The organism is Thalassotalea coralli, from assembly GCF_055786205.1.
On the sequence record NZ_JBVVBK010000003.1, the window covers coordinates 92061 to 106196 of the forward strand.

Consider the following 14136-nt stretch of genomic DNA (forward strand, 5'->3'; position numbering starts at 1 on the left):
TTTAAATTTTAGTTAGCTAACCTTTGATAGCACTAACGATGAATAATCACTATTTATTAATAGGTAGAAAGACCTTAGCACAAAGGCCACCTGATTCTCGGTTTTTAAGGATAATACGGCCGCCATGAGTATCAACTATACGTTTGATAATAGCTAAACCCAGCCCGCTGCCTTCAGTGCCGCGCGCTTTATCCCCTTGGGTAAAGGGTTGAAACAAGCGTTCAATTTCTGATTCAGGAATGCCAGGACCAGAATCACACACTTGAAAAAACACCAAAGAACTACCTGGTTCTACGCCAGAGCTAACCTGAATATCATCATCTGTGTAACGAATAGCGTTTTGCAGCAAGTTAGTAAGCACTCGCTTTATTGCAACATAGCGAATGGCGACTTGTGGAATATCACCAGCATCAAAATGAATTGTACGCTCAGATATAGCCTCGGCTTGTATTTCTTCATTAATCAGCACGTTAAGGTCGGACAATTCAAGTTTGTCTTGTGTATCATGGCGAATGTAGTCGATAAACTGATCGATAATAGTATTCATATCATCAATATCTGCGTCGATACCTTCTTTTAAGAATTCATCTTCTTTCGACATCATTTCAGTCGCTAAACGAATTCGCGTTAATGGCGTTCTTAGGTCGTGCGAAATACCCGCCATCAATAAATTTCTATCATCTTCTAGCTGCTTAATACCACGAGACATGTGATTAAACGCTTCCGTTACTGAAACAATTTCGGTCGTTCCTCTTTCTTTTAAAGGCTCAGGGAAGTCACCTCGCCCTACTAGATGAGCCGCTTGTTGTAGCGCACGCAAGGGGCGGTTAAGCTGTCTAACGAATAGCCACCCGCCCATGACACTTAAACCACCAAGGATCATCAGAATAATTATTAATGGCAAATAGTTGGCTTGTTCAAGACCTGTTAAAGGAATTTTCACCCAATATTGTGGCGCCTGAGGTGGGCGAATCCAAAATAGAAATTCATCGCCTAAGGTAATTCTAACTTCAGCCGGGCCCCCTAACAGCTCAGACATCACTTTAGAACGATATTCATAATAAGTTGCGTCAGCGAGCCCTTCAGGTAGGGCGTCATCTTCTTCGTATACGCCTATTCCCGTCTCACGCTGAAACGCAGCCACCATGCTCGTGCTCACAACAGGCTTGTCGACCTCGATAAAAATAACGCGAATTTGTTTTGCTAGCAGCTGATCAACTTGCTCGGAATTAGGCTGAACAATGTAGATAAGAATAGAAATAAGGGATACTGCTTGGTTAATTAGCAACAGCACCCCTATTAATAGGATAGTTTGCCCAAAAGCACTACGTGGCAAAATTTTCATAAAGTGATGTTATGCCACCGCTTTGCCTTCAGGTACAAACACGTATCCTAAACCCCATACGGTTTGAATATAACGAGGTTTAGCAGGATCTTCTTCAAGCATTCTGCGCAAACGAGATACTTGTACATCAATACTTCTCTCTAATGCAGAATAATCACGTCCGCGGGCCAAGTTCATCAACTTATCGCGAGAAAGCGGTTCTCTAGGGTGGGTAATAAGCGCTTTTAATACCGCAAACTCACCACTGGTTAGCGGCATATTAATGTCACCCTTGGTCATTTCTCTTGTTGCCAAGTTTAACGAATATTCACCAAATTCTACGACGTTTTCTTCTTGTGCTGGCGCACCTGGTGCTTCTGTAACACGACGACGCAATACCGCCTTAATTCGCGCAAGTAATTCTCTTGGGTTAAATGGTTTTGGCATATAATCATCAGCGCCTAATTCAAGGCCGATAATTCTATCAACTTCATCGCCTTTAGCCGTCAACATAACAATTGGAATATCGTTGCTTGCTTGACGCAGACGACGACAGATCGATAGGCCATCTTCACCTGGTAACATTAAATCTAATACGAGGAGATGAAAGTTTTCACGCTCAAGTAGTCGATCCATTTGCTCTGAATTAGCAGCACTACGAACGACAAAGCCCTGCTCAACTAAGTATCGTTCCAACAACGCGCGTAAACGCATGTCGTCATCTACAACGATAATTTTAGGTGTTTCTTGTCCCATAACTCACCTTTTGCTCTTTTGTATAATATCTACTATAAGCGAATTTTCGTAGAATTAACAAAAGAAGTATGTGTCAAACAACTGCTATTTGTTACAAATTATTAAACAATTTTTTTATGATAAACCAAACACTTATAAATGAAAGTTATAAAATATAATCATTGATAGTTAGGCGGTAATCACTAAACAAGCTAGTTGCACTATTCTGTTAATATTCTCTTACATTGTAGTCTATTACAATACTTTACAAGGCTGAATTTAGTGTCTAGACGAAACCCGTATATTTTTCATCCAACGATTCCTGAAGACTCTCATCACTTTTAAACACTATACTAATATACGAAAGGCTGTGTACAATAGTGCAATGAAAGTATGGATCCATGTATTCAAAGCACCTCGTCGAGTTGTTTCTATTAGTCGCCGCCGACAAGTCGCCAAATTAAAGCGCCAACTTGTGCTGGTGAAATTTGCCCTAGCTCAAGAGAAACAAGAAACTCGTGAAATGCTTGCCATCTATAAACGCTATACTAAACGCCAAGCAACAGCCGAAGAAATGAAACAAGCCAATCAGCAGTTTTTCGATGTGGTTAAAGGAGTCGGCATAGGCGTGTTTGCAATACTCCCCTTTGCGCCAATTACCATCCCTGTGGTGATTAAAGTAGGAAAGTGGGTTGGTGTGGATATTTTACCTAGCTCTTTTAACGAAAGCTCAAAGAAGTCTCGAGTTAACGCAAATAGGAAATAGCTTGGTCAGTCACACAGTGCGTAAAGGATTTTTTGCGCTCTTCTTTAGATAGCTTTTTAATTGCCTGACGCACTAACTTTTGTTTCAACGCTCTATCCGCTTCCGGTAAATCTTTTAGCTGTTCATCAAAACAGCCAATTAAGCCAAAATTTAATGCCGCATCTGAATTGGGTGATGCCCCCTCAAGACAGTTATTCAGCTTTTCAGCTAACTTATTTTTATCTACTTTGGTCACTAAATCAGGAATACTTGGATAACTTTTATCTACACCTCGAGCTTTATTACAGCCATAAAACATATCTGCTACTGCAACAATTGGGATCAATTTCTCATGTTGGTCGGCAAATCGTTCTTTGTATGTCTCAGGTGCAACGTCTTGCGCAGCAAATATCGAACTAGATACTAACGTCCCTATCAAAATAAAAAGTCTATTTACTTTCATTCAATTACGTACTCAATGCAGTGTTATCTTCCTTATTAAGTATAATCGTAAATCTATAGACGTTATAGCGAATCTTTGCTTTGGGTGACACATTGTTGCAATTAAAAAGGCCAGTATAACAACTGGCCTTAATACGTAGACGATTTCAGCTAAATCGACATAGGTTTAAATGGCAAGTCTCGATAACGCTTGCCACTAGCGGCAAATACAGCATTAGCTAACGCAGGGGCAAAAGGCGCAACACCTGGTTCACCAAGTCCGGTTGGGTTGTGGCCTGAGTCAACAATGTGAACACGCACGGTCGGCATCTCGTTAATTCGAATAACCGGGTAGTCATGGAAATTAGAGTTAACGACAGCGCCTTCTTTAAATGAGATCTCAGTACGAAGCGTTAACCCCATCCCCATCACAACAGCACCTTCCATTTGTGCAGTAGCGCCATTGGTATTGAGGATTTGACCACAATCAATTGCTGCATCAACTTCAAGCACTTTAATGTCGTCGCCATTCACCTCGACTTTAACTGCCATAGCAACATAACTTTGGAAGCTATAATGAACAGCTAAACCAATCGCTTGGTTCTTTGGTAGCTTATCACGCTTTGCCCATCCAGCATGTTTTGCCGCCAAATTTAATACACCTTTAGAGCGTTCAACCTGCTCTTTTTGCTCGGCATTAGGGTTGTTATCATAAAGCTGATTTAAGTAAGTAAGCGGATCTTTACCCGCCAAGTAAGCTAATTCATCCGTCAACGATGAATAAGAAAACCCATAAAAAATAGCGTAAACTGCGCGATACCATCCTATTCGTGTATGCGCAGGCGCTTCACCACTTTCGCTTCGATAATTAGCAATGCCATAAGGGTAGTTATCAACAGCCGAAAAATCTCGATCCGCTGGACGCGTTTGCTGAGGATTAAATAATGAACCAATGGCAGGGAAAGCAACGCGATGTAAGAGCGCAGATATATCGCCATTTTCATCAATCCCCGCTTCCATATGCTGAGCGCTAATCGAGTGATAGTAACCTGTGCGCATATCTTCTTCACGTGACCAAGTTAACTGCACTGGCGCATTTATGTGTTGTGAAATCACTGCTGCTTCATGAACATAATCACATTTGAATTTGCGGCCAAATGCGCCGCCAGCCATGGTCACGTGAACTAATATATCTTTAACATCACGCTTTAAATAAGCAGCCAATGTTTCTTGAATCGCTTTCGGCGATTGAGTCGCAGCCCACACCTCACAGCTGTCATTAGTTACATGAACAACACTAGCATTCGGCTCCATTGGCGCGTGCGCTAAATGTCCGCCCGTATACGTTGCTTTTAATGTTTTGTGTGCCTGCTTTAACGAGCCTTGCAAATCCCCTCTTTCAGTAACTAACTGAGCAGGGCTTTCAACATTTTTAACTAGCGAGGCTTTGTAAGACTTAGTGTCATAACTACCATTTACGCCCTTATCCCACTCTATTTCCAGTAATTTTACCGCTTGCTGAGCAACCCAAGAGTTATTGGCAACAACGGCAACCCCGCCAATAGAGCCGAATGGCATTTCTAATCGGTCAATAACAACGACATCCTCAACACCTTTCATCGCTAAAGCTTTATCTTTGTTAAGCGATTTAAGTGAACCGCCTAACACAGGGCAGTGAGTAATCGCAGCATATTTAAGGCCAGGTAACTTTGTATCCACACCATAAGTGAGTTGTCCTTGAACAATTTGCTCGATATTTTGGTTAGGAATAAATTTACCAATATAGTTATATTCACCTTTATCTTTTAATTTAGGTTCTTCAGGAACGGCTTGTTGCGCCGCTAAACTCGCTAATTGCCCGTAAGATAGCTTCTTACCGCTAGGTCTATGATAAACAAAATGGTTTTTAGCTTCACATTCTTCTACTGCAACACGCCATGTTTTTGCTGCAGCAGCTATTAGCATTAATTTTGCCGCCGCCCCCGCTTTACGCATTGGTACAAACATAATGCGTATACTCGCTGAGCCGCCTGTACCTTGTGGGCCATACTTTTCTTCGTCACCATCAGCTTGTCGAACAGTAACTTGCTGCCAATCAGCTTCCATTTCATCTGCAACGGCAGCAGGTAGCGCAGTATTAATGCCCTGTCCCATTTCACAGCGCCCACAATAAATTTCAACTTCACCACTTTCATGCAAGTGAACAAATGCATTGGGGTTAAATTGCGCTGAATTGCTCTCACTCGCTTGCGCCATCCCTGCAAATGGAATACTGACCCCAATGGCTAGGCCACCAGACGCTAATGTCGATACTTTGATAAAGTCGCGTCGATTCATTGCTAACTTATCCATTACGACACCTCCTTGGCTAAGGTATCAGCCGCTTCTGCGATCGCTTTTTTAATGCGTTGATAGGTACCGCAGCGACAAATATTACCTTGCATAGCGTTATCGATATCATCACTGCTTGGTTTAGGGTTTTGCTTTAACAAACTAGCCGCATTCATGATTTGCCCAGCCTGACAATAACCGCACTGCGGCACATTATTATTAACCCATGCCTTTTGTAACGGATGGTCACCATTGTCGGATAAACCTTCAATAGTGGTAATCTCCCTACCATATAAAGCACTTACAGGTGTTATGCAGGCGCGTGTAGCCACGCCATCAACATGTACAGTGCAAGCGCCACATAAGCCTGCACCACAGCCAAATTTAGTTCCGGTTTTTTCTAAAGTATCACGCAAAAACCACAGTAATGGCATATTGCCATCAACGGATACTTCCTGCTTTTCGCCATTTATCGTTATCGTATTTTTCATAATAGCCACATAATTAATTTAGATAACACTTGCGCCTGCTCATCTCACCTGCCCTTGGTGTATCAGCCTGCATCACCCCTAAAGTGCTATAATTTCAGTAAATAATATTCCTGCAACTGTTCAAAGTTATACTGCTAAATAAGTCTTTTAATTTTTTACAGTCCTAGACGATTAAAGCCTTTATTGGCAAAATTAACAACTCGACATTCATAATTTGTTACAGAGTACCGTGTCGACATTTGTATCAGTAGCCGCTATTTTCGATCTTTCGTGAACTTGCCAAGCTTTATATACGTAAATAAAAAATTAAAAAGGGTTGAAAACATGCGTCTACTCGCTGGGCTAATAGTCATTTTTTTATCGCTTTCACTGTCGGCAAACGACAAAAGTGACACCATAGAACAATTTGAACAATTGATAAATAATCACAGCGGAAAAGTAATTTATGTCGACTTTTGGGCGTCGTGGTGTGTGCCTTGTCGCCAGTCTTTTCCGTGGATGAACGAAATGCAGAGCCAACATCAAGAGAAAGGCTTTACTGTGATCAGTGTTAATTTAGATGCACAACAAAAAAATGCGCAAGCATTTCTGGCGGAAGTACCGGCTAACTTTCCCGTATTCTATGATCCTAAAGGCGCGCTAACAAAAACCTTTAAATTAAAAGGGATGCCAAGCAGCTTTATCATTAACCGCGAAGGCAAAATAGTGAGTGCTCATGTAGGGTTTAACGCAGAAAAAAAACTGAAGTATCAAGAAGAAATTCTGACCTTACTAAGCAAAAGCTAGCTAATAGTTAACTTTTTACAAACACATAAAATTGGAACTAAAAAGGGCAGAATATACTGCCCTTTTTTTCACTCAACGCTTTTATTACGTTATAAAAGACTTAGTGCTTTAACACAACGACCAACATTTTGATGGCGCGCTTTTACCGTTTTTAACACTTGCGGCTTCATGTCTTTATATTGCTCTACAAGTTTAGCAAGATCAGCTTCACTGCTTGCTGTGCATTCACCAGGTAACATGCTACTTGCAAATGCACTTAGCAATCCTAAATCACTTCCTTCATTTAGTTTAGGGATATGCGCTAACACTCGCTCTTTATATGGCGCTTCAAGGTGCGCCTGCTCAGACGGGAATAGCCCCCACATGACATAGCGTAGTGTAGAAAGTTTGAGGTTATCTGGATTGTTTATTACGACATCAAACCATTTAGCTTTAACTGCTTCATCTGGACGAACTACCTCAGCATAAATAGCATTTTTAACACCAGTATCTGAGCTGTCAGCATTTTTTTCTGCTTCAAGTAACGCTTGATAATTGGCATATTGATAGCGATTTAAGTTAGCAACAATGCCCCAGCGCTTATCTTGATCTATGGTTAAACCATCATAAGATTTTTCACCTTGCAGAATAGCCAATAGGTTTTTTAAATGCTTTTGTGTTTTAGCAACACCAACATAGCGTCCATACCACATTTTCTGTAAATCAGAACCAGCTGGAGATTTTTCTAAAAGACGTAAATATAAATCTTCTACTTCTTTATATAGCTCGCTGTAATCTTTACTGTCATCCAATCTTGTCGCGGTAGTTAGGTAACCTAGTGCAGTGGTTAAGCTCGACGCAATTTTTCGAATAACGTTGTAATCTTGCTCGCCTTCGATGTTAGCTATTGCGAAGTGCACAAATTTGTCAGCAGAAAGGTTTGCATCTCGAACACTGTCAGACAGACTTTGCCATAGCATTAGGCGCATAGTGGCACTTTCAACTTGATTTATATGCTTTTCTACCGATTCTAAAGACTTGTCGTCAAGATCGACTTTGACAAAACCCCAATCACCTTCGTTAGGGTACACAAGTTCAGGACATTGTAAGCCGATAGCGTCCTTTACTTCTGTACTTGAACCAGAATACATAACCGGTACCGCTTTGCTAAGCTTCATTGAATCGCCGCTAAGGTTATACATACCCACCTGAACTCGTTGTTCTCGCAATGTTGGGTAGTCTGCAGGTGCACTTTGCGCAATAGACATTTGCGACACCTTGCCTTCACTACACTGGTAATTCACTTTTATGGTGTTAAGGCCTGCGTTATATAGCCAGTCTTGCGTCCATTGTGTCATGTCTTTATTTGCGGCTTTTCCTAGCTCATTAATAAAGTCATCTAACTCTGTATTTTGATAAGAAAACTTCTTCAAATAGTTGCTGACACCGACGCGAAAGTTTTCTTCGCCCAAGTAATAAGGAAGCTGTTTTAATACTGACGCCCCTTTACCGTAGGTTATTCCATCGAAATTAGTGAGTGCATCACCTGTTGATGAAACAGGTAGTTCAATTGCGTGCGTATTAACAGAATCATCACTTCTATAAGCCCATTGTTTTGTGCCTGAATAGAATACATCCCAGGTATTTTTAAAGTCGCTCGCTTCCGCAACTTCAAGGTTTGCCATATAAGTAGCAAAACTCTCATTTAACCAAAGGCCATTCCACCAACGCATAGTAACTAAGTTACCAAACCACATATGTGCCATTTCATGAGCAATTACATTAGCTAGGCTCATTTTTGCGCGTGTCGATTTTTCACCGCGAGAAATATAGCCTTCATTAAAGGTAACCGCGGCAACATTCTCCATCGCTCCAGCATTAAAATCTGGCGCAACCACTTGGTCGTACTTTAAGAACGGGTAACGAACATCGAAGTAGTCGTTAAAGAACTTAAAACTCTGCTTAGTTGGGACAAACCACTCTTCTGTATTTACATACTTGGCCAAACTCTGGCGAGCAAATAGTCTCAGTGGAATATCTTCATACTGATCTTCCCAAACAGCGTAATTACCTGCATGTAATGAATAAATGTATGATGAGAATTTAGCTGATTCAGGGAAATCCCAAACTTTACTATCACCCACTTCTTTTACGGCTGTTTCGCGGACGGACGTGATAACCTGCCAATCTTTAGGGGCTGTTACTTGAGTCGAATAAGTGGCTTTAAGATCTGGCTGGTCAAAATGCGGAAACAATCGATTAGCGTCAAATGGCTGAAAATCAGTGTATAAGTACACTTCGCCATTTTCAGGATCAACGAAACGATGTAAACCTGAGCCGTCTGTTGAATAAGGGCGTTCATAAGCGACAGTTACCGTATTTTTGCCCGTAGATAATTCTGATTTAGGTACAGTAATGAACCACTTCTCATAATTGAACTTAGCTTCTTTACCATTTACTTTGACACTTGAAACAGTTCCTTCATCAAAATCGATGGTTAAATCATTTTGATTATTAGCCGCCAAGTCAAAGGTAATATCAGTAACGCCAGAAAAGTTAGCTGACTCTCCGTTAAGCGTCACTTGCAAATTGTAACTGACATTACTCACCTGTTTTGCACGCATTTTCGCATAGTCTTCATAGAGCGATTCACTCAATTGTCTCTCTACAGAAGGCAAGGCAGACTCAACAACTGCTGGCTGAGCGGCTTCGGTTGCAGTTGTTTCTTGTTTACCACATCCACTTAATGTCACTACAGTTGCCGATAACGCCAAGGTTATCGCACTGTTAATTAAAGTTCTCTTGGGGGTCATGAAGAAATACCTTTCTTTTTTATTATTGGAAATTTGTTTTAAAAACGCTGAACGACTCGTTATAGCATATATCTATTTCTTATACTTAAACTCGCTGGCGATTTAGCCGAGAAAAATTGTTACATTCAATTACTGAATGTTTTGATGAAGTAAATATCATTATTTTTGTTGGCATGTCTAATGACAGAATAATTAAAAAAGATAGAGGATGACCGATGCACTGTGAGTTAGATAAAGCCACATTAGAAAAAGAGTATTCACCAAGTAGCTGTGTAACAGACATCAATGAATATATTCAGCGTTACGTAGAAGAAAGTCGAGAAAATAAATCTTGGGCACAAGCTAACCAACTCATAGAAGAAAGCATTCCATACTCAAGTAAAGCCACTACAACTTTAGATATGTATTTGCCATCAGCACAGGTAAAGAATACAAAGGCGCTAATAGTTTACATTCATGGTGGTTACTGGCAGGAACTAAGCAAAGAAGAATCTAGTTTTTCATGTAATAGCTTTCAACAGCAAGGCTACCATGTCGCGGTGCTTGATTATACATTGGCACCGGTGGCAAGTTTGTCGGAAATCGTTAACGAAGTTCGTCAAGCAATCGCTTTTCTATACCAGCATTGTGCAAAGTGGGATTACGATGCAAACAAAATAATACTCGCGGGAAGTTCTGCTGGTGCGCATTTAGCCTTAGAAGCAGCATTAACTGATTGGTCTCGATACTTCGAGGGTGACGCTCCTCATCATAATACCGTCAAAGGCGTTATTGCCGTCAGCGGTATTTACGATATTTCCCCAATCCAGCATACCTACATTAACGATGCTCTATCACTTACGCAGGCAGAAATAGAAAAACACAGTCCGTTGTTAAATATATCGGATTTTTCTAAATTAAAAGACTGCTTAATGTTACTCGCCTATGGCGAAAACGAAACGAAATCATTTAAAGAGCAGACAAATGCTCTATCCCGACAGTTAACCAATGATGATATTGCCAATACTTGTATTGAGATTGCCGGTAGAAATCACTTTGACGTTATCATGGACATTGCAAACACGCGCTCTGAATTAGGCGCAGCAGTATGCTCACTTATCTCACGTGTAGATTAAATGTTATCGGCGACATTGATTAAGAAGTTGCTCTGTCATTAAGGCAGTATGTAGCAAAGTACTTTGATGTTTATCGTATAATCGATGAAGGTGAGCTTCCATTCTATTAGCGTGCACTTTTGACAAACGAGTGCCAACATAGCAATTTTGCGCAATAGTAAGTGCTAACAAATTAACGGTACGTGCGTCTTTTGCCAACGGCGCTAGAAAAGACAGTTTAGGCGCACTTTGAATTAAATCGATGACAGCTTCATATTGGAAGTGCCAATGATGCAGTTGCTTTAATATATGCCTTAAGCCAGAAATATCGCCTTGTTTAAATTTGCTTAGTCCTTTTTGGAATGCTAGTTGTGAAGAGGTCATTATCGGTAGAAAGTGATTAAACTGTACCTGATCTTCAACGTTTGAAAAGCTATTCCACGCAGGCGTTAGCTGCTGTGCTAATTCCACCAACGACTGTACTTGTGAGTTTTTAAATGCCAAAGCCTGAAAGCCCTCACGTTGCTGGGTGTTATTTTTCGCCTTGAGGAAAGCGTAATAGTTAAATGTCGACTGATATTCTGACCAAAAGGCCGGCATACTTTGCGTGTCATCTTGCCACAATTGTTGTGCCAAAATCGCCAAATGAGGCCAAAGCATAATATCAATATTGTTAGCGTGAATGCTATCAGGCGCTGGTGAAACAACTGCACCTAAGTAGGCTTTTGGCTTACTCTCCGCTGCCCATAATGCTTGCCATTCTTCTTTAGCAATTGGCGCTGAATCAGATAAACTGATGTTATATGACTGGCCAGCGATAATTACTCGACCATTATAAGAGTCCGATGCGTTGAAGGACACACTTGCACTGGCATAACCCCAAGGCGTATCAAGCTCAAATAAACTATTTCCTTGCTTTACGGCTCGAGCTTGCTTGATGCGTGCTTTAAGCAATTGTCCTGATTTTAACCTTAAGTAAATTTCTAATGCTAAGCCCTGACGAAAATGTGCCAACAGCTCTGCTTGATACTGCTTCCCAGACTGGCTAAATACCGTAAACTGCCAACGATTAAAGTTGTCAATTTCTGTAATAGCACGAGAAGGCCTCGGCTCTAGATCAACAAGTCTCTCTCTTGCGAGAGCCATAGGGCGTTGTGAAGTTAACGATAAATGATGAAATCGCTGTTCAGTAATAAGTTCGCCACCGTTACTATCAAGAGTATCGGCATTATCGATAGCGTTGCCTAAGACGGCGCGTTCATTTTTTTCTTTGTCTAACAAAATGAGTTTACGATTGTAGCTTTCTGCCTGCGTTAACAGAGAAAGTAAAAGCTCTGTTTCAGGAGCATTCTTTGTCTCTATATTAGCTTTCTCAACTACTTCTAATTCATTCTCTTCAAGAGTTAAAGAGTCAACCGCCAATTTTTGCTCACTTGGAGCCTTATTCAATAGCCCTGCTATATTCGCAACTTCCACTTGCAAATATCTACCAGGAAATAAGCCTTTATAATGCATTAACAGTTGAGTTAACTCTTGCTTGTTACTACTAAACAAAGAAAGTGAAGGCACAATATCTATGCCTCTTACCGCGGCATAACGAATAATCTCAGCTAAGTCTTCATTCGAATAAAACGGTTCTTGTAAACTTAGCTTAATGTCGCCATTCACGGCTGATAAATCAATTCGTGTAGTCGCATCACTGGTAAAAGTTAACAGTAGAACGTTTAGCTTACTAAAAGCCATCAGATCAATTTGCTGCTTCAGTACAGGCAAAGGAAGAAAGGATTCAGCAAGATTTAAAGACAAGCCCCTAAACTTTAGATGAGGTTTAATAACATAAGTACCTAAGGACAACTTGTTTGCTGGTGATGCTTTAAAAAGCAGCTGGGAAATTTCAGCTAAGCCACGTAACGCGCCTATTTCGGTTTGGCTTTCTATAAATAGCTTTTCAGGGGAAACCGTCATTATAACCGTTTCATCTTGCTCAATATCGGCATCATTAAACACAAAGGTCATCAAGCCCTGAACATCAATATGAACGGGAAAAGCACCCTCTTGTTGTGATGAATTAAGTGTGTAGCCTAATCTTTCAATATTTTGTTGAAACGTTTGTTGAATATACGCTTTGCGTTTTTTTGAAACTCCGCTTATCGAAAGCGTTAAATTTTTAGGTAGGCTAACTTCAGCATCACTATGAGTTGTGCTTGTTTCAGTGTTGTTTTCTGAAAGCATCGGTGATGCAAAAACACTAGCAGTAAAAAAGCACAAAAAATAAAGTGAAAAAGTAAAAAGAAAATTACGCACAAATCAACCCAAAGCAGTATTGTATTTTGGTATTACGAAAGCGCTAGTCTATCACCAATTGGTCAACATTTAGAGAGTTGAATGCACAAATTATCTCACCATTGATTTGTGCAACTACCCTTTGCTTTCTACATACTGAGCAAATAGTTGGCGAAACAACCGCGCTGCTTCTATGTTACTAGCTTGATCGGCATATACTAAATGCCAATAAAGAGGTAACCCTTTTTCTTTTAAGGGCAATAACTTAATGGATTTATCGGCAAGTGTTGCTTGGTATTTTTCAAATTGACGACGTGTGAATATAGAAATGCCTTGGTTTGCTTTAATTAGTTCGAAGATAGCTTCATTAAAGCCAACTTGTAAAACTTTGCGTGGCACTATGCCTGCGGGCTGAAAAAATAACTCAAACTCTCTGTCTTTTTCTGGCACCGTCGAGTTAGTGACATAGGTTTCGTCACGAAAGTCTTCTGGTTTCAAATATTTGTACTGACATTTCGCATGAGCAGTAGATAAACAAGCAACTAATTCATCTTCCACTAAACGCCGAGCGACAAACGCCTGACTTTCGGGCACTAGCATACTCGTTGCCGAGGATGTTAACGCCATATCCACATCATTCGCGTACAAAGAAGCAAGCGGTTTAATTGGCGATTGTGAGGTAAACTCCAATTCGATTTCAGGAAACTTCTCACTAAATCCTTCAAGTAACTGTGGCAACCAACCAAAAGACGCATAGTGAGGTAAACTCACTCGCAATACCTGTTCTACACCTTGATTCATGCGAGAAATATCATGTTCAGCACGATTTAACTCATCAAGAATTTTTGTTGCAGAAACGAGTAAACGCTTACCAGCATTTGTCATCACTATATTGCGACCACGGCGATAAAATAACGACGCATTTAAACGACGCTCTGCTTCACGAATACGGTTAGTTAATGCAGGCTGAGTTATAAATAATGCGTCAGCAGCTTCTTTCACCGTGCCACTTTTCGCTAACTGGCTGATCATTTTTAGGTGGCTAATAGACAACTGACTTTTTGTAATATCCACAATAATCTCTCAACGTAAACTCATTCAGCAATTGAATGAG

11 protein-coding genes are annotated in these 14136 nt (G+C 40.6%); 3 read left to right on the top strand and 8 right to left on the bottom strand.

The features are described from left to right. Positions 1 to 49: 49 nt before the first annotated feature. Positions 50 to 1345, bottom strand: a complete 1296-nt coding sequence (envZ, locus tag ACOB80_RS08690; RefSeq protein WP_473165425.1) for a two-component system sensor histidine kinase EnvZ — start codon at positions 1343 to 1345, stop codon at positions 50 to 52. 9 nt (positions 1346 to 1354) lie between these two features. Further along, positions 1355 to 2080: an osmolarity response regulator transcription factor OmpR gene (ompR, locus tag ACOB80_RS08695; RefSeq protein ID WP_473165426.1), complete on the bottom strand. Its 726-nt coding sequence runs from the start codon at positions 2078 to 2080 to the stop codon at positions 1355 to 1357. Between the two features lie 364 nt (positions 2081 to 2444). On the opposite strand from ompR, the gene ACOB80_RS08700 reads away from it, so the two are divergent. Beyond that, complete coding sequence (locus ACOB80_RS08700) at positions 2445 to 2825, top strand: hypothetical protein (RefSeq protein ID WP_473165869.1); 381 nt, start codon at positions 2445 to 2447, stop codon at positions 2823 to 2825. Here the strand turns inward: ACOB80_RS08700 and ACOB80_RS08705 are convergent. The 3 genes from ACOB80_RS08705 to ACOB80_RS08715 form a co-directional block, all read right to left on the bottom strand. Next, a complete protein-coding gene (locus tag ACOB80_RS08705) occupies positions 2806 to 3267 on the bottom strand; it encodes a hypothetical protein (RefSeq protein ID WP_473165427.1) in 462 nt (153 codons plus the stop codon). The two genes, ACOB80_RS08700 and ACOB80_RS08705, sit on opposite strands and share 20 nt — an antisense overlap. Before the next feature lie 149 nt (positions 3268 to 3416). Then, positions 3417 to 5597, bottom strand: a complete 2181-nt coding sequence (locus tag ACOB80_RS08710; RefSeq protein ID WP_473165428.1) for a xanthine dehydrogenase family protein molybdopterin-binding subunit — start codon at positions 5595 to 5597, stop codon at positions 3417 to 3419. Continuing rightward, entirely contained in the window at positions 5597 to 6067 is a 471-nt protein-coding gene (locus ACOB80_RS08715; RefSeq protein WP_473165429.1) for a (2Fe-2S)-binding protein, read from the bottom strand. The genes ACOB80_RS08710 and ACOB80_RS08715 overlap by 1 nt, the downstream gene beginning before the upstream one ends. Before the next feature lie 324 nt (positions 6068 to 6391). On the opposite strand from ACOB80_RS08715, the gene ACOB80_RS08720 reads away from it, so the two are divergent. Next, positions 6392 to 6853 carry a TlpA disulfide reductase family protein gene (locus tag ACOB80_RS08720; RefSeq protein WP_473165430.1) on the top strand — a complete coding sequence of 154 codons (462 nt, stop codon included), beginning with the start codon at positions 6392 to 6394 and terminating at the stop codon, positions 6851 to 6853. Positions 6854 to 6942: 89 nt separating this feature from the next. Here ACOB80_RS08720 and pepN read toward each other — a convergent pair whose 3' ends face one another. After that, complete coding sequence (pepN, locus tag ACOB80_RS08725) at positions 6943 to 9645, bottom strand: aminopeptidase N (protein WP_473165431.1); 2703 nt, start codon at positions 9643 to 9645, stop codon at positions 6943 to 6945. 215 nt (positions 9646 to 9860) lie between these two features. Here pepN and ACOB80_RS08730 point away from each other — a divergent pair, with 215 nt between their 5' ends. Then, a complete protein-coding gene (locus ACOB80_RS08730; RefSeq protein ID WP_473165432.1) occupies positions 9861 to 10760 on the top strand; it encodes an alpha/beta hydrolase in 900 nt (299 codons plus the stop codon). 3 nt (positions 10761 to 10763) lie between these two features. Here the strand turns inward: ACOB80_RS08730 and ACOB80_RS08735 are convergent, their stop codons facing one another. Continuing rightward, the gene (locus ACOB80_RS08735; protein WP_473165433.1) at positions 10764 to 12971 is read right to left on the bottom strand and encodes a family 20 glycosylhydrolase; all 2208 of its coding nucleotides are present in this window, start codon (positions 12969 to 12971) and stop codon (positions 10764 to 10766) included. A 186-nt stretch (positions 12972 to 13157) separates the two neighbouring features. Then, the gene (locus ACOB80_RS08740) at positions 13158 to 14096 is read right to left on the bottom strand and encodes a LysR family transcriptional regulator (protein ID WP_473165434.1); all 939 of its coding nucleotides are present in this window, start codon (positions 14094 to 14096) and stop codon (positions 13158 to 13160) included. Between the last annotated feature and the right edge of the window lie 40 nt (positions 14097 to 14136).

Bases quoted from the DNA above. Each gene is read 5' to 3' on its own strand.
- ACOB80_RS08730 (WP_473165432.1), top strand. From the start codon at position 9,861: ATGCACTGTGAGTTAGATAAAGCCACATTAGAAAAAGAGTATTCACCA.
- ompR (WP_473165426.1), bottom strand. From the start codon at position 2,080: ATGGGACAAGAAACACCTAAAATTATCGTTGTAGATGACGACATGCGT.
- pepN (WP_473165431.1), bottom strand. From the start codon at position 9,645: ATGACCCCCAAGAGAACTTTAATTAACAGTGCGATAACCTTGGCGTTA.
- envZ (WP_473165425.1), bottom strand. From the start codon at position 1,345: ATGAAAATTTTGCCACGTAGTGCTTTTGGGCAAACTATCCTATTAATA.
- ACOB80_RS08710 (WP_473165428.1), bottom strand. From the start codon at position 5,597: ATGGATAAGTTAGCAATGAATCGACGCGACTTTATCAAAGTATCGACA.
- ACOB80_RS08735 (WP_473165433.1), bottom strand. From the start codon at position 12,971: ATGCTTTCAGAAAACAACACTGAAACAAGCACAACTCATAGTGATGCT.
- ACOB80_RS08700 (WP_473165869.1), top strand. From the start codon at position 2,445: ATGAAAGTATGGATCCATGTATTCAAAGCACCTCGTCGAGTTGTTTCT.
- ACOB80_RS08715 (WP_473165429.1), bottom strand. From the start codon at position 6,067: ATGAAAAATACGATAACGATAAATGGCGAAAAGCAGGAAGTATCCGTT.
- ACOB80_RS08705 (WP_473165427.1), bottom strand. From the start codon at position 3,267: ATGAAAGTAAATAGACTTTTTATTTTGATAGGGACGTTAGTATCTAGT.
- ACOB80_RS08720 (WP_473165430.1), top strand. From the start codon at position 6,392: ATGCGTCTACTCGCTGGGCTAATAGTCATTTTTTTATCGCTTTCACTG.